We start from the raw sequence: 18,344 nt of genomic DNA, 5'->3' as shown, positions 1-18,344 counted from the left end.
CCGGGGCGCCGCGGCGGAGCCTGCCGGGAGAGACGTCCGGGGAGAGGGACGCGCTGTCTCACCGGACGGTAAGACCCCGCTGGTCGAGCCTGTCGAGACCACTTCAGCCGCAGAGCTCGGCCCTGGCCTGCGCCGGGTCGACGGGGATGCGCAGCATGGTCAGTTTCGGCGCCAGCGCCAGGTTGGTCAGGAAGCGTTGCACGGTGAGCGGTTCCGAGATGGCGGCGAGCAGAGTGGGGATGTCGCCGCAGGCCAGGGTGGCCCGGGCGTCGTTGAGCGCCTGGTCGTCGGGGTGGACATCGGCGGCGGTGTAGCGGGCCATCGCCCACACCACCGGCTTGTAGGCGTGCCCGACCCGGTACTGAGCGTCCGGCGGCAGCACGAGTCGCGAGCCGATCGGGTCGCCGAGCGAGGGTGGATCGACCATCGTCACCACAAGCCCGGCGCCCACTCCGGCGATGCCGAGGGAGTTGATCACCACGTAGACGCCGTTACCGTCATGGGTGGGCAACTCGTCGTCGGGTTTGGTGATGTCGACGAAGTAGGAGCGGCCCTCGGCCAGGTCCTGGGCGGCGCGGCGAGTGAGCTGGTAGCCGACGTCGGCCGACCAGTTCTCGGCAATCACCATGGCGCCCGGCTCGTCCGGCACGAAGGCGGCGTAGTAGCTGCGCTCGTCGACGATCATGCCGTTCCACAACGCCGGACGCAGGACGAGCCCGGCAACGAGCGCCCAGATCATCGTCAGCACCGCCAGCACCCGCGTCCAGGTAGCGCCGGCGACGAGCGCGGCCGGTGCGAACAGCAGCACGGTGGCGGGCAGCAGGAAGCGGGCGTGCATGAAGTCACCGCCGACCGAAACCACGAAGGCGGCGTGCACGCCGGCCGCTACCAGCGGGCCCAGCCACAGCGCGACAAGTCCGGGGTCCCGATCCCGGACGCCGGCGACCAGGGCGACGACGTAGCACGCCAGCGCGATCGCCACCGGCAGGTACAGGTGATAGGTGAGCACGAAGTCGCGCAGATAGAACAAGCCCTGCTCGGGCGACGCGTTGGCCTTGGCCAGCGCCGTGTTGGGCACCAGCGAGGCGTAGTAGCCCATTCGGAAGATCTCGTAGCCGACCGGGATCGCCAGGGCCAGCCCGGCCGCACCCAGCCAGCCGCCGATCCGGCGCTCGGACTGGCACAGCAGCATCACCCCGAAGATCAGGCTGACCAGGGCAAGGTCGGGCCGGATCAGGACGCCCAGCCCGATCAGCACCGCGACGGGGAACGGACGCCACGCGGGCAGGGGCGACCGGGGCCGGTTCGCCCAGCGCCGGGCCAGCGCCCAGAAGCAGGCGGCGATCCAGCAGAAGGTGAGCGAGGTCTCCAGCCCCGAGGTGCCGAAATCCCACAACGGCGACAGCCCGGCGAGCGCGGCGGTGCCGAGCGGCAGGACGACCCGGGCGCGCGCCGGCAGCAGGTGCAGCCCGGCCAGGCCCAGCAGCAGCATGGCCAGGGTGATCAGGCCGGTACCCAGCACCACCATCACCTGTCCGACCTCGGCGGCGGGCGCGATCAGCTTGCCGAGCGTGACGAGGCCAAGCCATAGGGTGGAGGTGCCGACCTCGACCCGTTCGTTGAGGTTGTAGGTGGGGCCGTTGCCGGCGACCAGTTGCAGAATGACCCGCACGTTGATGAACCCGTCGTCGGAGACCCAACGCCGCAGCCACGTCATCACGCCCACTACGGCGGCGGGTAGCAGGATCGACAGCGCCACCCAGACGCGCCGGGTGCTGGACGCTGCAGCCACGGATTCCCCTTCCGGTCGGCGTCCATCATGGCAGCAATCGCTACCGTGGCCCCGTGGACGTACTGCTGCTCGGTACCGGCGCCTCCGACGGCGTCCCCAACGCCTGGTGCGGCTGCGCCACCTGCGCTGAGGCTAGGGCGTCCGGCTCGATCAGGACGAACAACTCCGCCCTGATCGACGGCCGGCTGCTGATCGACTGCGGCCCCGAGGCGCCCCGGCAGGCGCAACGCGCCGGGCTCGAGCTCAGCGGGGTGCGCACCGTGCTGATCGGGCACGCCCACGACGATCACCTCGACCCGGCCTTCCTGATGCATCGCGGCTGGGTCAGCGAGGTGCCGCTGCAGGTGGTGGGGCCGGCGCCCGCGATCGCCCGCTGCACCGATTGGCTGGCGCCAGACCAGTCGGTGGTGACCTTCACCACGGTGACCGCCGGGGACGAGCTGATGCTGGACGGCTACCGGGCGCGGGTGCTGCCGGCCACCCACCACGCGCTGGGCGAGGCGGTGCTGTACGCGATCGAGGCTCCGGACGGACGCCACCTGCTGTACGCCACCGACACCGGGCCGTGGCGTTCGGCCCTGCTCACTGCAGTGACCGGGACCCGGTTCGACCTGGTGTTGCTCGAGGAGACGTTCGGCGACGCGGAGCCCCCCAACGGCGTCCACCACTGCTTCACCACGTTCGCCGCGGCCGTGGACGACCTGCGCAGCATCGGGGCCGTGGACGACCGGACGAGGGTGGTCGCCGTCCATGTCGGCCACAACAACCCCACCCATGACGAGCTGGTCCGGCGGCTGGCCGAGCTGGGAGCCGAGGTGCACCCGGATCTGACGCTGCTGCGCGTGTGAGGGGTCCGGTTCGGCGGTTGGGGGGGTCGGCCGTTCTCACCAACGCCCACTGCTCTCGGGAACCGCGACAGCCCGGGGACGGCCGTTCTCACCAACGCCCACTGCTCTCGAGAACCGTGACAGCCTGGGGACGGCCGTTCTCACCAACGCCCACTGCTCTCGAGAACCGGGACAGCCCGGGGACGGCCGTTCTCACCAACGCCCACTGCTCTCGAGAACCGTGACAGCCCGGGGTCGGCCGTTCTCACCAACGCCCACTGCTCTCGGGAACCGCGACTACTTTCGTGTTGTGACATGAAAGTAGCCACCGTTCATGCCAGTAGTGGGCGTTGCTGAGAACGGCAGGCCCCCGGGAGAGCCCGAACCGACGGCTTTCGGCGACAGCGTTATCCACAAGGCTCCTTGAGTGTGGACACTTTGCTGCACCTCGGTCGCACCCTGAAGGCATGCTGCCTCCAGAGTTGAGCCAGGTCACCATCTTCACCACCGCGGAACTGCGGGCGCGCGGCGTCGAGCAGGAGGACGTCCGGCGCGCCGTGTCCAAGGGCGCTTTGAACCGACTCAAGCGCGGCTGGTACACAGCACATGCCAGCACGCCCGCAGCACAGTGGCACCGGCTACGTGCACTCGTGGAACTCAAGGATCATCCGGACACCGTCGCCAGCCACCACACCGGCGCAGCGGTGCTGGGGTTGCCGGTTCACCGACCCGACTGGAGCCGCATTCACCTCATGCGCACCGACGGTGGAAAGGCGCAGAACCGGGCCGGCGTGATCATCCACGAGCGGGTCGGCGACTGTGGCGTCATTGACGCTGCGCTCGTGGCAGCCCAGACCGCCCTGTTCTGTCCCGTGTCGGGACTGATGGCGTTGGACCACGCGTTGCGCCAGGAGCTGACCACGTTGGCCGACTTCGACCGGTGGTGCGCCCTGCTCGGGAACCATGCGGGTCGGGGGCGCCTGCGGATGGTCCGCAAACTCGCGGACGGACGGCGTGAGTCGCCGCTGGAGTCACGCACCGCCTACGTGTTCGACTGCTGGGGAAAGTCGATCGAGCCGCAGTTCGACGTACCGGGCACCAACTATCGGGCGGACGGGCGAATCAGGGGAACCCGCGTCCTGGTGGAGTGTGACGGCCTCGCCAAGTACGACGAGGACGGCGCTGCCGCACGCGAGAAGGTGCGCGAGGACGACATCCGGGCACTTGAGTGGGAGGTCGTCCGGGTCACGACCGACCTGCTGGATGAGCGGGTGACGTTGGCCCACCGGGTCCGGGACGCCATTGCCCGCGCAGAGCGCAACTGGGGGTGACGGGCACCCGAGCTGCACCGGGCGCCAGGCGTCCCATGCGCGCCGAGCGAGCCGCATGCGTGTTGGATGACCGTTCTCCGCAACGCCGACTACTGGCAGTAAGCCCCACTACTTTCGTGTTGCGACATGAAAGTAGTCACCGTTCCCGAAAGCAGTAGGCGTTGCAGAGAACGGCCAGCCCCAGGACGGCGACACCCAAGTCCGGCCAAGCGAAGCCCGGAGATGGAGATCAGCCCCGCAGCCGAGGCACCCGGAAGCTCTGACTACCCAGGCCCCCCACAAGATCCGGAAGATCTGGCTACTCCGGCCCCCAGAAATCCGTAAGATCTGGCTACTCCATGCCCCAGAAGATGTGGTCCATCACCTGCCGGGCACGGCGGGTCCGGCGCCGGTACTCGTCCAGGAAGAGGCTCGATTCGCCCTTGTCGTAGCCCATCAGCAGGGCCACGGCGGCGGCCTCCCGGGGGTCGTTCGGGATCGAGTCGGACGCCCGCCCGCGCAGCAGCAGCACCGTGTTGCGGATGCGGCTGGCCATCGTCCAGGCGTCCCGCATGGCCGCCGCGTCGTCGAGCGAGACCAGGTCGGCCTCGACCGCGGCGTCCAGGGCCGGCAGGGTCGAGGTCGTGCGCAGCCCGGGCACGTGGCCGGCGTGTTCGAGTTGCAGCAGTTGCACCCCCCACTCGACGTCGGAGAGGCCGCCCGGGCCGAGCTTGGTGTTGCGCAGCGGGTCGCTGCCCCGGGGGATGCGCTCCACCTCGATCCGGGCCTTCAGCTTGCGGATCTCGTGCACCTGCTGCCGCGCCAGCCCACCCTCGGGGTAGCGCAGCGACGCGACGGACTCCAGCAACGCCGCCGACAGCTCCGCATCGCCCGCCCCGTGCGACGCACGCAGCAGCGCCTGCGCCTCCCAGGTCGACGACCAGCGTTCGTAGTAGGCCGTGGTCGAGCTCAGCGAGCGCACCATCGGGCCGCCCTTGCCCTCGGGCCGCAGGTTGACATCGATCTCCAGCGCCGGGTCGGGGCCGGCCTTGGCCAGAGCCGAACGCAGGTCGGAGACCACCTGGGTGGCGACCTTCGTCGCGTCCGGGTTGTCGCTGTCCTCGACGACGAACATGGCGTCGGCGTCCGAGGCGTAGGACATTTCGCAGCCGCCCCAGCGACCCAGCGCCACCACCGCGATCCGCGGCGACCATTCGTATTCGCGCCGGACCACCTCGAGGGTGGCGTCGATGGTGGCGCCGACCAGCTCGGACAGCCCCACGCCGACCGTGGTCAGGTCGATCAGGCCGAGCAGGTCGGCCATCGCCAGCCGTAGCAGCTCGCGGCGCCGCACGGCCCGGATGTGCTGGACGGCGACCTCGCGCTCTTCGTGCCGCCGGGACGAGGCCCGCATCTCGGCGAGGATCTCGGCCCGGTCGCGGGCGCGCAGCGACGAATCGTCGATCAGCATGCCCACCGATTGCGGTGCCCGCATCATCAACTCGACGGTGTACCGGCTCGAGGAGAGGATCCTGGCCAGCCGCTCCGCCATGAAGTCGCCGTCACGCAGCGCCCGGAGGTACCAGTGCGTCCGTCCCATCGCCTCCGACACCTGACAGAACGCGAGCAGCGCATGGTCCGGGTTGGGGCCGGCGGTGAACCAGCCCAGCATCGCGGGCAGCAGCTGCCGCTGGATCTCGGCCTGCCGGGTCAACCCCTGGGACAGGGCCTCGATGTGCCGCAGCGCCGCCTTCGGGTCGGCGTACCCGAGTGCCCGCAGCCGAACCTCAGCGCCGTACGAGGTCAGCCGCACCGCCTCGGACGGGATCCGCGCCACCGCCTCCAGCAGCGGCGAGTAGAACACCCGCTGGTGGAGGCTGAGCACCCGCCGGGTCGAGTCCCGCCACCGGGTCCGCAACTCCTCGGCGTCCGCGAGGCCGACGCTGCGGGCGAGCCTGCGCTGCCCCAACTCGTCCTCGGGCATCAGGTGGGTGCGCCGCAGCTTGCCTAGCTGGATGCGGTGCTCCAGCAACCGCATCAGCCGGTAGGCGGCGTCCAGGTCCTTGCCGTCGGAGCGGCCGACGTAGCCGAACTCGATCAGCCGGGCGAGAGCGGCCAGGGTGCCCTTCTGCCGGACGCGTTCGTCGGCCCGGCCGTGCACCAACTGGATCAGCTGGACGCTGAACTCGACGTCGCGCAGCCCGCCCGCTCCCAGCTTGATCTCGCGATCGGCCTCCCTGGCCGGCAGCAACGCGATCACCCGGCGACGCATCGCCTGGGTCTCGCTGACGAACTGGTCGTTCTCGGCCACCCGCCACACCATCGGCGTGACCAGGTCGACGAACTCGCGGGCCAGGTCGAGGTCGCCGGCCATCGGCCGGGCCTTGAGCATGGCCTGGAACTCCCAGTTCTTGGCCCACTTCTCGTAGTAGGTGCGGTGCGACGACAGGGTGCGGACCAGCGGACCCGCCTTGCCCTCGGGTCGCAGCGCCGCGTCGATCTGCCAGATGGTGCCGGCGGCGGTGTGCGCGGAGCAGACCCTGGTCAGCGCCCCGACCAGCCGGGTGGCGACGTTCACCGCCTGCGCCGTGCCGCAGACCGGCTCGCCGTCGTCCCCGACGGCCGGCTCGGCCACGTAGAGCACGTCCACGTCGCTGACGTAGTTGAGTTCCTGGCCGCCGGTCTTGCCCAGGGCGATGATGCCGAGCCGGACCTCCTCCCAGCCCGGCACTTCGCCGCGGGCCAGCGCCAGCGCGGCCTCGACGGTGCCATCGGCCAGGTCGGCCAGCTCGGCCGCCACCACCGGCAGTTCGGTCAGCGGGTCCTCGGCGCTCAGGTCGCGGGCCGCGATCCGCAGCAGTTCGCGGCGGTACGCCAGCCTCAACCGGTCGGACGCCGTGGGTTCGGCGACCGGCTGGGCGGCGTCCGGGTCTGCATCGATCGCCCGCAGCAGCGTCGCCCGCAGGTCGGCTGCTGGACGCCGCGCGACGTCGCCGCGCAGCACGTCGGCGTCGTCGGGGTGGGCGCCGAGGTGCTGGTTCAGCGCCACGCTGGCCCCGAGCACCCGGCACAACCGCGCCGTCCAGTCCGGGTCGGCGACCAGCCGGGGCAGCCAGTCGGGGCGTGCGGCCGCGATCCGGGTCAGCCCGTTGAGCGTCAGGTCGGGGTCGGCCGAGGCGATGATCTGGTCGACCAGCTGCCCGCACCCGTCGCCGTGCTGGACGAACCATCCGTCCAACGTGTCGGCGGCACGGTGCGGATCACCGAAGCCCAGCCGCGCGAGCGTGCCAGCCGTCGTCGTCGTCCGGTCCATGCGGGCATGCTACCGATCCTGGCCGGTAGCGTCGGGGTCATGCCCCGCAAGCCCGCAGCCGTCGACCCCGCCGCCCTCGCCTCGGCGGCGGCGGCCCTGGAGGCCGGTGGCACGCTGTCCCGGCCCGAGCTGGCCGGCCTCGTCCGGGCGATCTGCGGTGCGTTGGCCCAGCGGTATCCGGGGGGTGCGATCGAGTTGCGGGTCCCCCCGTACGCCGCAGTGCAGCTAGCGCTCGACGAAGCCGGACGCCATCGCCGCGGCACCCCGCCCAACGTGGTGGAGTGCACCCCCGAGACGCTGGTCGCGCTGGCGGCCGGCCGGCTGTCGTGGGCCGACGGCGTGGCCCGCCACGACGTCCGGGCCTCGGGCATCCGCAGCGACCTGTCCGCGGCGTTTCCGCTGGTGGTCGCCGGTTAGGTCAGAGCGCGGGCAGTGAGGTGCGCAGCTCCCAGGGCGTGACCTGGGCGCGGTACTCCTCGTACTCGGCCCGCTTGTTGCGCAGCACGAAGTCGAAGACGTGCTCGCCAAGGGTCTCGGCAGCCAGTTCGGAGTTCTCCATCAGGCCGATCGCGGTGTCGAGCGAGCGCGGCAACGGCTTGATGCCGAGCGCCTGGCGCTGCCGCTCGGTCAGCGTCCACACGTCGTCCTCGGCGCCCTCGGGCAGCTCGTAGTCGTTCTCGATGCCGGCGAGCCCGGCGCTGAGCACCAGCGCGTAGGCGAGGTAGGGGTTGGCGGCGGAGTCGATCGACCGCAGCTCGACCCGGGCCGAGGCGCCCTTGCTGGGCTTGTACATCGGCACCCGGACCAGCGCGGAGCGGTTGTTCTGCCCCCAACAGATGTACCGCGGGGCCTCGGAACCGCCGACCAGCCGCTTGTAGGAGTTCACCCACTGGTTGGTCACCGCGGCGATCTCGGCGGCGTGCCGCAGCAGCCCGGCGATGAACTGCCGGCCGATCTTCGACAGGTGGTACTCGGAGGTGGCGTCGTAGAACGCGTTGCTGTCCCCCTCGAACAACGACAGGTGGGTGTGCATGCCCGAGCCGGGGTGGTTCTCCAGCGGCTTGGGCATGAACGAGGCGAACATGTCCTTCATCGCGGCGACCTCCTTGATCACCACCCGGAAGGTCATGATGTTGTCGGCGGTGGTCAGCGCGTCGGCGTAGCGCAGGTCGATCTCCTGCTGGCCGGGACCTCCCTCGTGGTGGCTGAACTCCACCGAGATGCCCATCTGTTCGAGCAGGGTGATCGCGTGCCGGCGGAAGTCGGCCCCCGCGTTGGCGGTGGTGTGGTCGAAGTAGCCGCCCTGGTCGATCGGCACCGGCGGCTGGCCGGGCTGCACCGGTTGTTTGAACAGGTAGAACTCCACCTCGGGGTGGGTGTAGAAGGTGAACCCCATGTCGGCGGCCTTGCGCAGGGCGCGCTTCAGCACATAGCGCGGGTCGGCGAAGCTGGGCGCACCGTCGGGCAGTCTGATGTCGCAGAACATCCGGCCGGTGCCCTGGGTGGTGCCGCGCCACGGCAGCAACTGGAAGGTGGCCGGGTCCGGGTGCGCGACCATGTCGGCCTCGTAGACCCGGGCGAAGCCCTGGATCGCCGAGCCGTCGAAGCCGATGCCCTCGGCGAAGGCGCCCTCGAGTTCGGCCGGTGCGATGGCCACCGACTTCAGGAAGCCCAGCACATCGGTGAACCAGAGGCGGACGAAGCGGACGTCGCGCTCCTCCATGGCACGCAGGACGAACTCTGTCTGCTTATCCATGCCGGCTAGTCTGCCCGGCGACGTGTTTCAGTTGCGTTACATCCCAGGCCCGGTGGGCAGCTCGACAGGGGTCAGCCGCCCAGCACGGAAGGCGAGTCGGCGTCCCCCTCGTACTCCTCGTCCTCACGGTCCCAGCGCTCGTTGCGCTCGCGAACCGTGGCCAGCGCCTGCGACGCCTCGTCGCGGGTCGCATACGGGCCCAGCCGATCCTCGGCCTTGCAGCCCTCCAGCGGCTCCACCGCCTGATGCTTGAGGCACCAGTACCACTCGTCGTCGGCCACGCCCGACCCCCTCGTCGCTCAGATCCCCCAACTATGATCGCGCCCGTGACCCCGATCAAGCCCTACCCGCAGACGCCGCGGCGCCGCGTTCCGGCCGGCATCGGCCGTCCCCACTACGTCGGACGCCCCGCGCCCGACCGCTACACCGGGCCGGACGTGCAGAGCGCCGACGTGATCGAACGGATGCGGGTCGCGGGCCGGATCGCCGCGCAGGCCATGTACGCCGCCGCCGACGCGATCGCCCCCGGCGTCACCACCGACCAGCTGGACGCCGTCGCCCACGAGTTCATCTGCGACCACGGCGGCTACCCGTCGGCGCTGGGCTACCGGGGCTTCCCGAAGTCGATCTGCACCTCGGTCAACGAGGTCATCTGCCACGGCATCCCCGACACCCGCCCGCTCGAAAACGGCGACCTGGTCAAGATCGACGTGACCGCGTTCGTCGACGGGGTGCACGGCGACAACTGCGGCACGTTCTACTGCGGCGAGGTCGACCAGGCGTCCAAGGACTTGACCGACCGCACCCGCGAGGCGCTCAACCGGGCCGTCAAGGCCGTCCGGCCTGGGCGCCGGGTGAACGTGATCGGCCGGGTGATCGAGGCCTACGCCAAGCGCTTCAATTACGGGGTGGTCAGGGACTACACCGGGCACGGGGTGCACACCACGTTCCATTCGGGGCTGATCGTTCCGCACTACGACGAGCCGTCGCTGACCACCGTTATCGAGTCTGGCATGACATTCACGATCGAACCCATGCTGACCCTGGGCGACTACCGCTCGCACGTCTGGGACGACGGCTGGACGGTGGTCACCAACGACGGCAGCCGCTGCGCCCAGTTCGAGCACTCGTTGGTGGTCACCGACGACGGTGCCGAACTGCTCACCGTGCCGTGAGCTGAACCGGGGACGGGGCAGGATGACCGGCGGACGAACGGGGGGCGAGTGATGGCCGCACAACCGGGATGGTTCCCTGATCCGGGCGGGCAGCCGGGCATGTACCGCTACTGGGACGGTGCGTCCTGGAGCGATCAGCTCTCGGCCAACCCGGGCCCCACCCCCAGCGGAGGCGGCGGTGGGCGGCGCAATCCCCTGCTGTGGATGGTGGCCGTCGCCGCCGTCGTGCTGGCACTGATCGCCTTCATCGTGGTGCCGCAACTATTCGGCGGTTCGCCGACGCCGACCACCCGGACCAGCTACGCCTCGCCCACGGTGTCGGCCTGGGACGAGACCAGTCGCCCCACCCCGACGCCCACGCCGACCCCGACACCAACGCCGAGCCCGCCGGAGACCAGCCTGCCGTGCCCGAAGTACGACGAGGCGGTGGTGAACGGACGCCTGTACGGGGGCGGTCTGAGCGTCCCGGTGATCGACGACTCGCGCTGGGACGTCAACCCCGTCCGGACGATCCCGTGGGGCATCTGCGCGACCGGCCTGCAGCGGACGATCACCTCGTCGTGGGTGAGCGAGGTCATCCTCGCGGGCATCCAGCCGCGCTCGATGGTGGGCAGCCTCGAACAACAGGCCGAGGCGATCGCCGACGACTCCGTCGGCCGCTTCTACAACGGGGGCGAGGGCCGCTTCGTGGCCGGCACCAGCAAGTCGACCACCGTCGACGGCCTGGACGCCTGGGAGATGACGTTCCAGGTCCAGATCAACTACCTGCCCGACATTCCCGGCGACGACGTCGACGTCCTCGTGGTGCAGCACAGCGACGGGTCGCGCAGCGCGCTGTTGACCTTCGCCACCATCGGCGACAACCAGACCAAGCGGCTGGTCGACCGGTCCCGCGCGAACGTCACGGTCGAGAAGCGGTAGTCGCGCCGGCGTCCGGCTCGACCGGCAGAACCGTCCCCACCGTCCACATTGGACCGGCAGAACCGTCCCCACGGTCCCCTGCCGCACGGTCAGGCGAGGTCGATCCGGTCGAGGGGCGGGACGCCGGGCAGCTTGCCGCTGAGGTCGGCGAACGACGTCCGCCACGCGCCTGCGGAGTCGCGGCTGGTGTACCAGGGCACACCGCCCGCGAGCGCCACCACGTGCAGCGTCGACCCAACGTCGGCGCAGGCGATCGCCTCGAAGCCGGCCGGCAAGGCCGCGGCCGAGCCGAGCTCCAGCCAGGAACCCCAGCTCTTGTCGAGCTCGCGCCGCACCTGCCAGGGGCGTCCGGACGCCAGTGCGACCAGTTCGAGCCGGCCGTCGACGCAGGCGCTGCTCAGCGCGCTCAGCACGGCGGGCGCACCGGACGCCGTGATCGGCTTGAGCTTGGTCCAGCCGCCGTCGGCGTTGCGGCTGCACAGCCACACCTGACCGGCCACCAGGCAGGTCACCGTCACCCGGCTCCCCACCGCCACGCAGCTGACCGTGTCGACGGGCCCCGGGCCTCCGGTCGCCGGGCTGACCCGCTTCCAGGTGCCCTGCCAGGCGCCGTCGGCGGAGCGCAACGTGTGCCACAGCCCACCGCCGGCCAGCCCGACAACGTGCACAACGTCACCGACGGCGGTGGCGCACAGGTCCGTCCAACCGGTCACCCCGGCGGGGCGAGTCGAGGTGGGTTGCGTCCACACCGCCCAGCCGGCCCCTTCGCGCTGCCGGGTGTACCAGGGCTGGCCTTCGACCAGACCGAGCACGTGCAGCCTGTTGATGCTCGCGGCGGCCGTCACGGTGGTGACGTCACCGGGGTCGCCCGGACGCCCGGCGTCCAGCCGTTCGGGAGGCTGCCGCCAGGCCGGCGCCCCGGTCCGCCGGGTGTGCCAGACCTGGCCGGCTCCCGCCCCGACGAGGCGCAACGTCGTCCGGATCAGCGGCGACGACACCGCGCCGGTGATGCCCCACATCTCGGCGTCGATGCCGGCGCTGCCGTAGCCGATCCGGAAGTAGCCGCTCTCGCCCCAACCCGTGCCCCAGCTGTTCTTCGCGATCCAGCACGTCTTGGCGTCGTCGTAGCCCACGATCATCACGCAGTGCCCGCCGACGATGTCGCCGGCGGTCGACCTGCGGTACCGCCAGATGCCGCCGGTGTAGTAGTAGAAGAAGTCCTCGTAGACCGTGAAGCAGGCGACCAGCGGCCCCACCGTGGCGAGGTGTTTCTTCATCGAGGTCGGAGAGGTCTTGCGGGTCACGCCGGCGAATCGGGTCAGTCGCGAACTCCAGTCGCTGCCGCGACGGCAGGACTGGTCGGCGTCGGTGTAGCGGTAGTTGGCCTCGTCGACGACGCCTGTGGCCTTCATCGCCGACAGCGCCTCCTGCGGCCACCAGCCCCCGTCGGGGCAGGCACCCGCGCCGGCGTCCGGACCGAGGCAGAAGAACACGAACGCCTCCGACAGGTCGACGTCCAGGCCGGGCGACGCCGCAGCGAGCCGAACCATCGTCTCCAGCACCGCGACCGAGCCGAACGCCACGCACGACCCGCACCCCGCTTGGTCGCGGACCGCCGAGACGTAGTCGCCCCCGGACGCCGTGCGCCAGTCGAACCTGGCAGGCACGCTCACCGCGGACGCCGTCCGCAGGTGGCCGCCGCCGGCGCCAAGCCGCGCCGCGGCGACGGCCTCGCGCTGCAGCAGCGCGTCGGTGCCACCCGGCGGGCGGGCGCCGAGCCGGGCACGCGCGGCCAGGTCGGACAGTCCGTCGTGGACTGTGATGCCGGGTGCCCAGGTGAGTTCCGAGCCGCGTTCGGCCTCGCGTAGCCGGGTCAGGTCAGCTGCCATGCGCACACGATCCTCGGCGTGGGACACGGCTGGCAAGGGAGCAGGAATGCCACCTCGTGGGTGCCGACGGCGTCGGAACGGCGAAGACCGCAGCACGGAGCAGCCGAACGCCACCGGGGACGTGGCCCTACAGCGCATCAGGAGGACGTTCCCAGCGCCAGCCCCGGACGGCTACAACTTCCTATGCCGCGAGCGGGGCGGAGGCGTCAGGTGTCGAGGAGGGCGATGTCGAGGTTGTAGGCGAGGACGATGGCCTTGGCTAGCAGCATTTCCTGGTCGGAGGTCAGGAAGCCGATGGTTCGTCCGAGCAGGTTGGCGGGGATGGTCACAACGTTGTCAAGGGAGATCACGCTCAGCTGTTCGAGACCGTTGTCCGGCCCGACTGGGACTTCGCTATTGAGACCCTTGATGGTCGAGGTGATCGGGGCGACGGTCACCTTCGTCATGGCGGCACGGGCAGCCTCACGGGTCAGTACGACCACTGGACGGTTCTTGTCCAACCGGGCCAGGCAGATCTCGCGCACGCTAGCCGGAGATGTCGAGGTGGCCGACCGTCCACTTCACCAGTGGGTCCAGATCATCGGCGGCACCATGCTGGAGAAGGGTCACAGCGTCGGCCTCGGCGGCCTGGCGTCGCATCTCACGCTCCAGTGCGGCACTGACCAGCTGTGCGCGGCTGGCGGCCTTGCCTTGGGCCACGGCGTGGTCGAGGAAAGCCACCATCTCGTCAGGTAGTCGGACTGCAATCTGGGTGCTCATGACACAACGGTACCAGCCGTGCATCCCGATATGGGATTCACTGTCATGCTGCGGTGTGCGAGGGTAGCCTTCGGCTTCGGCCTCCCTAGCACGACCGCCCTCAATCGCCGCGGACGGCGCGCGTGCAGCACGTCGGACCTCGCTTGCAGAGTGCTAGCATCGGTGTATGACGACCCTGTACATCCGTGAGGTGCCCGAGTCGGTGGCGCAGACTCTCAAAGAGCGTGCCGCTGCGCAGGGCAAGTCGTTGTCGGCCTATGTCGGGGCAGAGTTGGCCAGGATCGCCGCCCGGCCGACGAATGAGGAGGTCGCGGCGCGATTGCGGGCCAGGGACCGTTCGACGGGGCCGAGCACCAACGAGATCGTGGCCGCGGTCGAGGCCGGCCGCCGGTGATAGTCGTCGACGCCTCGGCCATGGTTGAGGCGCTCGTGGGGCGCGACGCCGATGACGACTTGCTTGCCGCGCTGGCCGGCGACATCGATGCACCGCACCTGTTGGATGTCGAGGTGTTGTCGGTGCTGCGTGAACTCGTCCTGGGCGACAAGTTCGATCAGGTCGACGCGGTGCGCGCCCGGCATGACTTCTTCGCGTTCACCATCACCAGGCACGAGGCCGAACCGCTGGCCGGGCGAATTTGGCAACTGCGTCACCAGTTCACCGCCTACGATGCCAGCTACCTCGCCCTCGCCGAAGCCCTCAGGGTGCCCTTGGTCACCTGCGATGCAAAACTCGCGACCCGCGGCCACAGCGCCGAAATCCGCCTCGTGCCGCGAACGCACTGATCTGCCGCTGTCAGCTAGTGCCAATGGGTAAGGAGAGCGGCCGCCTGCTGGTGGGCGGTGGTGCTGCTGGCGATCGCAATGACTAGGTCGTAGGCGTCGTCGTCGGGCGCTTCGAGGGTGATGCCGTTGACTCCGTAGAAGACGACGGTCGCCAGCCAGCCGATCCGCTTGTTGCCATCAACAAGGGCGTGGTTGCGGACCAGGGATTCCAGCAGGACCGCGGCCTTGTCGTCGATGTCGGGGTAAGCATCGGCACCGAACACGCTGACCTGCGGCCGGTGCACTGCCGAGTCGAGCAACCCGATGTCCCGGATCGGGCCGACCTGCAGGTCGCCGATCAGGGCGAGCACATCCTCCAAACTGAGGTACTCGATCACTTGCCGAGTCGGTCGAGCAGGTCGGCGTACCGGTCCCGGGCCGCCGCCGAAAGCGCGGTGACCTGGTCCCGACGCACCCGTCGGGATGCCGCCTCATGGATCGCCCGCACAGTCGCCTCCTGCTTGCTCACACCCTCAGCCTCAGCCAACCGGGTGAGCGCCTGCTCGTCCTCGGGCGTCAATCGCAAGGTCATCGCCATGGCTGAATGATACCAGTCCGGTATCGCACGCCCTTGCCGCTGGCGGCGTGGTTGATATTGCTGGAGAGCTGAGCGCAGTGCGGCGGGTAAACCGGACTGGCGCGGATCTGGCCGGGGCTTCGCCATCGTTGCGGGCTCACGCGGTACGGCCAACGGGGCTGCGGGGATCGAAGCCGACCTGCATGAGCAGTCCCATCTGGTCGGCGCACCCCAGTGTTCGACCATGAGATCGTTGTCGAAGCGCCCCACATCGAAGACGTCGACCTCGACCGGCCGATCGGTGGGTGCGAGGCCCATGACAGAACCGGTGTTGACGCCGCGTGCCGGTTCCGCGTCCGGATGGTGTCGCCGGAGACGACCAGATCCTCGACGGTCAACGAGAAGTCGCTCATCCAGCGATGCAGCACCCTGGCAACACCCTTCGCCCCCTGGAGCCCAGCGTTGTTGCCGCGTTGGTGCTCGAGCACGTCAGGGGCCACGAAGGCTGTCCAACACCGACTCGTCGCCGGCACCGATGCCCTCCTCAACGATCCGGCGGACCGCTCGGCGCTCCGGCAGCAACAGGCAGCCCTGACCCGCTCCCGCATCCTTGACGCCGCTCGAGGCCTCTTCTTTCGCGACGGCTACGCCGCCACCACGCTGAAGTCGATTGCCGTCGAGGCAGAAGTGGCGATCCAGACGGGCTATGCCGTATTCGGAAGCAAGCAGGCCATCCTCACCGAGCTTCACTGGATAGTTGTCGACCTTCCCGAGGCCGATTCCGCCCGGCTCGAGGCCATGCACGCACCCACTCCCGAGGACCGCCTGAGCCGGTTCGCGCACTCGATCCGACGGCGTTGGGAACTGGCCGGCGACATCGTGCAGGTCAACCAGGACGCCGCCCGGACCGATCCCTCCCTCAGATCCGAGATCCAACCCGCCGAGGACCGCCGCCAAGCCGGAATCAAGGCATTCGTCCACGCACTCGCCGACGACCTCGACCGTCGGATCGATGTCCCGCGGACAACCGCAACGATCGACGCGCTGACCATGTACCAGACATACGCGCAACTGACCCGAGTGCACGCGTGGACGCCCGACGACTACGAAGCATGGCTCGAAGGCCAACTCATCGCCACCGTTCGCTGGGCCCGATGCCTCTAGGGCCCCGATGTGCGAGGGTAGCCCTCGGTTCCACGGACTCCCTGCCGACTCCGAACCATACCTCCGGCATTCCCCCTAGTCAGAGCCGCATTGAGTGACGAGCCGGCCTGTAAGCCGGATTCTGTGGCCCGAGGGCCGGTGATCATCCATCTGCGACGGCTGTTGCCAACCGCCTTCGCCCGAGGGCGTGCGACCTACCCGGACGCCTCGCGCGGGCAGCGCTCGGACGGCGTCCGCGGATGCCTGGCCCGAAGGCACGACACCCTTCTTGGTCTTGCTCCGGGTGGGGTTTGCCTAGCCACCCCGGTCACCCGGGGTGCTGGTGGTCTCTTACACCGCCGTTTCACCCTTACCGCCGTCGCCGGCGGCGGTCTGTTCTCTGTGGCACTTTCCCGCGGGTCACCCCGGGTGGGTGTTACCCACCACCCTGCCCTGTGGAGTCCGGACTTTCCTCGGCATTGCTGCCGCGATCACCCGGCCGACTCGTCCCGACCAGCCTACGGCCTCGGCTCGGCGCGCGGAATCGCGGGCTCAGAGCATCAGCTGGCTCACCGTGAACGACGCCCCGAACGGGTCTGCCAGCCGCGCCGAGCGGAACGGCAGGCCCGGCACGTCTGCGGGCTCCTCGAGCACCGCACCGCCGGCGTCGGACGCCGCGTCGGCCGCAGCGTCCACGTCGCCGGTCCAGAAGTCGATGCCCCAGCCGGGCCCCTCGGCACCTTCGCCGCCCACCGCGATCACGTCGCGGGACACCGGCTGCATCGGCTCGCCGCCGACGTAGCCGGGCAGCCGCCACAGGCACGCCGGCCCGCTCTGCTGCCGCTGCCAGCCGAACACCCCCTGGTAGAAGCCCTCGACCGCGGCCAGGTCGGGCACGGTGAGGCTGCTCATCGACCAGGCGCCGGGCTCGTTGACGAGTTGCGCGCCGCTGCGGCCGGCGTCCTGCGACGCGCACAGCACCGCCCCGGCGGGGTCGGCGAGCACCACGAGAATGGACGCCGGCGACAGATCCATCGGCCCGTCCAGCACCCGGCCGCCGGATTCGACCGCCGCCTGCGCGGCTCGGTCGGCGTCGTCGACCCGGACCTCGGTGATCCAGGCGGCGGTGGCGTCCTCGCCGGCCTGCTCGATCGGCCCGATGCCGGCCACCTCGCGCCCGCGCAGCAGCGCCACCGCGTACCCCCCGGAACTGGAATCGAAGGACCAACCGAAGAGCCGCCCGTAGAAGGCCATGGACGTCTCGACGTCCGGGGAGAGGCAGGTGACCCAGCAGGGCACGCCGTGGGGGTATCCGTCGCGTTCGCTCATGCCCGGCACTCTAGGACTCTAAGCTAGGTTTTTCCAAGTAATTGCTTGGATTGTACAATGCTGGTGTGCGCAGCTATGACGACTCTTGCGGGATCGCCCGGGCCCTCGACACCGTCGGCGACCGGTGGACGCTGCTGATCGTCCGCGAGCTGCTGCTGGGCCCGAAGCGCTACACCGACCTGCAACACGCACTGCGCAGGGTCGCCCCCGACATGCTGTCCCAGCGACTGCGCGACCTGGAGGCGGCCGGGCTCGCCGAGCGTGCGCAGCTGACCGGCCCGGGACGTCCGCGCGTGTACCGGCTCACCGACCATGGCCGCGAGCTGCAGCCGGTGCTGGTGGCCCTGGGCAGGTTCGGCAGCCGGCTGCCGCTGCCGGAGCACCCGCCCGCCCTCAGCCCGGACGCCACCGCGGTGGCTCTGCTCACCGTGTTCCGCCCCGAGCGCGCCCCGGGGGTCGACCTGCGGGTGGTACTCGAGCTGTCCGGTGAGGAGTTCGCCGTGGTGATCACCGATGAGCGCCTGGACGTGAGCCGTGACCCCGGCCCGGCGAGCGGCGAGCGGACGCCCACGGCCAGGATCGTCACCACCCCCGCCGTCCTGACCCGGGTGTTGTGGCACGGCCTCGACCCGGCGGACGCCGAACGCTCCGGGCTCCTCGAGGTGCACGGCGATGTCGACGCCGTCGCCGACTTCCTGGCGGTCTTCCGCTCCCCACTCGGACCGGTGCCCGCCGCACGGGGTTGATGAGGGGTTCCTCATCGGGACGTCACCGGCGTTTCATTCGCCGTT

General features: G+C 70.1%; 19 protein-coding genes and 1 other RNA gene. 9 read left to right on the top strand and 11 right to left on the bottom strand.

Annotated features, from left to right (window positions below):
* Positions 1-103 precede the first annotated feature (103 nt).
* Positions 104-1,792 (bottom strand): arabinofuranosyltransferase AftB family protein, encoded by a 1,689-nt coding sequence (locus tag OIE40_RS02040; RefSeq protein ID WP_264699439.1) that lies wholly within the window; start codon positions 1,790-1,792, stop codon positions 104-106.
* Positions 1,793-1,845: 53 nt separating this feature from the next.
* Between OIE40_RS02040 and OIE40_RS02035 the strand changes: the two genes are divergently transcribed.
* Together OIE40_RS02035 and OIE40_RS02030 are read left to right on the top strand one after the other, a co-directional pair.
* Complete coding sequence (locus tag OIE40_RS02035; RefSeq protein ID WP_264699437.1) at positions 1,846-2,640, top strand: MBL fold metallo-hydrolase; 795 nt, start codon at positions 1,846-1,848, stop codon at positions 2,638-2,640.
* Positions 2,641-3,086: 446 nt separating this feature from the next.
* Entirely contained in the window at positions 3,087-3,950 is an 864-nt protein-coding gene (locus OIE40_RS02030) for a type IV toxin-antitoxin system AbiEi family antitoxin domain-containing protein (protein ID WP_264699435.1), read from the top strand.
* 331 nt (positions 3,951-4,281) lie between these two features.
* On the opposite strand, the gene OIE40_RS02025 is transcribed toward OIE40_RS02030, so the two are convergent.
* Positions 4,282-7,242, bottom strand: coding sequence for a bifunctional [glutamine synthetase] adenylyltransferase/[glutamine synthetase]-adenylyl-L-tyrosine phosphorylase (locus OIE40_RS02025; protein WP_264699433.1), 2,961 nt, complete (start codon positions 7,240-7,242; stop codon positions 4,282-4,284).
* Between the two features lie 39 nt (positions 7,243-7,281).
* On the opposite strand from OIE40_RS02025, the gene OIE40_RS02020 reads away from it, so the two are divergent.
* A complete protein-coding gene (locus OIE40_RS02020) occupies positions 7,282-7,659 on the top strand; it encodes a sterol carrier family protein (RefSeq protein WP_264699431.1) in 378 nt (125 codons plus the stop codon).
* A 1-nt stretch (position 7,660) separates the two neighbouring features.
* Here the strand turns inward: OIE40_RS02020 and OIE40_RS02015 are convergent, their stop codons facing one another.
* Positions 7,661-8,998: a glutamine synthetase family protein gene (locus OIE40_RS02015; protein ID WP_264699429.1), complete on the bottom strand. Its 1,338-nt coding sequence runs from the start codon at positions 8,996-8,998 to the stop codon at positions 7,661-7,663.
* A gap of 71 nt (positions 8,999-9,069) precedes the next feature.
* On the bottom strand, positions 9,070-9,279 hold the full coding sequence (locus tag OIE40_RS02010; protein WP_264699427.1) for a hypothetical protein: 210 nt from the start codon (positions 9,277-9,279) through the stop codon (positions 9,070-9,072).
* 45 nt (positions 9,280-9,324) lie between these two features.
* On the opposite strand from OIE40_RS02010, the gene map reads away from it, so the two are divergent.
* Together map and OIE40_RS02000 are read left to right on the top strand one after the other, a co-directional pair.
* Positions 9,325-10,173 (top strand): type I methionyl aminopeptidase, encoded by an 849-nt coding sequence (map, locus tag OIE40_RS02005; RefSeq protein WP_264699425.1) that lies wholly within the window; start codon positions 9,325-9,327, stop codon positions 10,171-10,173.
* Between the two features lie 51 nt (positions 10,174-10,224).
* Positions 10,225-11,094, top strand: a complete 870-nt coding sequence (locus tag OIE40_RS02000) for a DUF2510 domain-containing protein (protein ID WP_264699423.1) — start codon at positions 10,225-10,227, stop codon at positions 11,092-11,094.
* A gap of 89 nt (positions 11,095-11,183) precedes the next feature.
* Here OIE40_RS02000 and OIE40_RS01995 read toward each other — a convergent pair whose 3' ends face one another.
* The 3 genes from OIE40_RS01995 to OIE40_RS16895 all read right to left on the bottom strand — a co-directional run bounded on the left by OIE40_RS01995 (position 11,184) and on the right by OIE40_RS16895 (position 13,742).
* Complete coding sequence (locus OIE40_RS01995) at positions 11,184-12,983, bottom strand: C1 family peptidase (RefSeq protein ID WP_264699420.1); 1,800 nt, start codon at positions 12,981-12,983, stop codon at positions 11,184-11,186.
* Positions 12,984-13,189: 206 nt separating this feature from the next.
* The gene (locus OIE40_RS01990; RefSeq protein WP_264699418.1) at positions 13,190-13,507 is read right to left on the bottom strand and encodes a type II toxin-antitoxin system PemK/MazF family toxin; all 318 of its coding nucleotides are present in this window, start codon (positions 13,505-13,507) and stop codon (positions 13,190-13,192) included.
* Position 13,508: 1 nt separating this feature from the next.
* Positions 13,509-13,742, bottom strand: coding sequence for a ribbon-helix-helix domain-containing protein (locus OIE40_RS16895; protein ID WP_319805189.1), 234 nt, complete (start codon positions 13,740-13,742; stop codon positions 13,509-13,511).
* A 166-nt stretch (positions 13,743-13,908) separates the two neighbouring features.
* Here OIE40_RS16895 and OIE40_RS16890 point away from each other — a divergent pair, with 166 nt between their 5' ends.
* Together OIE40_RS16890 and OIE40_RS01975 are read left to right on the top strand one after the other, a co-directional pair.
* Entirely contained in the window at positions 13,909-14,136 is a 228-nt protein-coding gene (locus OIE40_RS16890) for a FitA-like ribbon-helix-helix domain-containing protein (RefSeq protein WP_319805188.1), read from the top strand.
* Entirely contained in the window at positions 14,133-14,525 is a 393-nt protein-coding gene (locus OIE40_RS01975; protein ID WP_264699416.1) for a type II toxin-antitoxin system VapC family toxin, read from the top strand. The genes OIE40_RS16890 and OIE40_RS01975 overlap by 4 nt, the downstream gene beginning before the upstream one ends.
* A gap of 14 nt (positions 14,526-14,539) precedes the next feature.
* Here OIE40_RS01975 and OIE40_RS01970 read toward each other — a convergent pair whose 3' ends face one another.
* Both OIE40_RS01970 and OIE40_RS01965 read right to left on the bottom strand, forming a co-directional pair.
* Positions 14,540-14,902 carry a type II toxin-antitoxin system death-on-curing family toxin gene (locus OIE40_RS01970; protein WP_264699415.1) on the bottom strand — a complete coding sequence of 121 codons (363 nt, stop codon included), beginning with the start codon at positions 14,900-14,902 and terminating at the stop codon, positions 14,540-14,542.
* Positions 14,899-15,102 carry a type II toxin -antitoxin system TacA 1-like antitoxin gene (locus OIE40_RS01965; protein ID WP_264699414.1) on the bottom strand — a complete coding sequence of 68 codons (204 nt, stop codon included), beginning with the start codon at positions 15,100-15,102 and terminating at the stop codon, positions 14,899-14,901. The genes OIE40_RS01970 and OIE40_RS01965 overlap by 4 nt, the downstream gene beginning before the upstream one ends.
* 213 nt (positions 15,103-15,315) lie before the next feature.
* Between OIE40_RS01965 and OIE40_RS01960 the strand changes: the two genes are divergently transcribed.
* The gene (locus tag OIE40_RS01960; RefSeq protein WP_264699413.1) at positions 15,316-16,245 is read left to right on the top strand and encodes a TetR/AcrR family transcriptional regulator; all 930 of its coding nucleotides are present in this window, start codon (positions 15,316-15,318) and stop codon (positions 16,243-16,245) included.
* A gap of 94 nt (positions 16,246-16,339) precedes the next feature.
* Here the strand turns inward: OIE40_RS01960 and rnpB are convergent.
* Positions 16,340-16,731: RNase P RNA component class A (rnpB, locus tag OIE40_RS01955), an RNA gene on the bottom strand.
* A gap of 45 nt (positions 16,732-16,776) precedes the next feature.
* Positions 16,777-17,553: a VOC family protein gene (locus tag OIE40_RS01950; protein ID WP_264699412.1), complete on the bottom strand. Its 777-nt coding sequence runs from the start codon at positions 17,551-17,553 to the stop codon at positions 16,777-16,779.
* Positions 17,554-17,618: 65 nt separating this feature from the next.
* Here OIE40_RS01950 and OIE40_RS01945 point away from each other — a divergent pair, with 65 nt between their 5' ends.
* Positions 17,619-18,299, top strand: coding sequence for a winged helix-turn-helix transcriptional regulator (locus OIE40_RS01945; protein WP_264699410.1), 681 nt, complete (start codon positions 17,619-17,621; stop codon positions 18,297-18,299).
* The last annotated feature ends 45 nt before the right edge of the window (positions 18,300-18,344 follow it).

The organism is Micropruina sonneratiae (assembly GCF_025972045.1).
Lineage (GTDB): Bacteria > Actinomycetota > Actinomycetes > Propionibacteriales > Propionibacteriaceae > Micropruina > Micropruina sonneratiae.
This window is presented reverse-complemented; position numbering and strand designations above follow the sequence as displayed.

What these genes read in the sequence shown, in the direction of transcription:
- OIE40_RS02030 (WP_264699435.1), top strand. Translation starts at nt 3,087, where the DNA reads ATGCTGCCTCCAGAGTTGAGCCAGGTCACCATCTTCACCACCGCGGAA.
- OIE40_RS02025 (WP_264699433.1), bottom strand. Translation starts at nt 7,242, where the DNA reads ATGGACCGGACGACGACGACGGCTGGCACGCTCGCGCGGCTGGGCTTC.
- OIE40_RS02020 (WP_264699431.1), top strand. Translation starts at nt 7,282, where the DNA reads ATGCCCCGCAAGCCCGCAGCCGTCGACCCCGCCGCCCTCGCCTCGGCG.
- OIE40_RS02015 (WP_264699429.1), bottom strand. Translation starts at nt 8,998, where the DNA reads ATGGATAAGCAGACAGAGTTCGTCCTGCGTGCCATGGAGGAGCGCGAC.
- OIE40_RS02000 (WP_264699423.1), top strand. Translation starts at nt 10,225, where the DNA reads ATGGCCGCACAACCGGGATGGTTCCCTGATCCGGGCGGGCAGCCGGGC.
- OIE40_RS01995 (WP_264699420.1), bottom strand. Translation starts at nt 12,983, where the DNA reads ATGGCAGCTGACCTGACCCGGCTACGCGAGGCCGAACGCGGCTCGGAA.
- OIE40_RS16895 (WP_319805189.1), bottom strand. Translation starts at nt 13,742, where the DNA reads ATGAGCACCCAGATTGCAGTCCGACTACCTGACGAGATGGTGGCTTTC.
- OIE40_RS16890 (WP_319805188.1), top strand. Translation starts at nt 13,909, where the DNA reads ATGACGACCCTGTACATCCGTGAGGTGCCCGAGTCGGTGGCGCAGACT.
- OIE40_RS01965 (WP_264699414.1), bottom strand. Translation starts at nt 15,102, where the DNA reads ATGGCGATGACCTTGCGATTGACGCCCGAGGACGAGCAGGCGCTCACC.
- OIE40_RS01950 (WP_264699412.1), bottom strand. Translation starts at nt 17,553, where the DNA reads ATGAGCGAACGCGACGGATACCCCCACGGCGTGCCCTGCTGGGTCACC.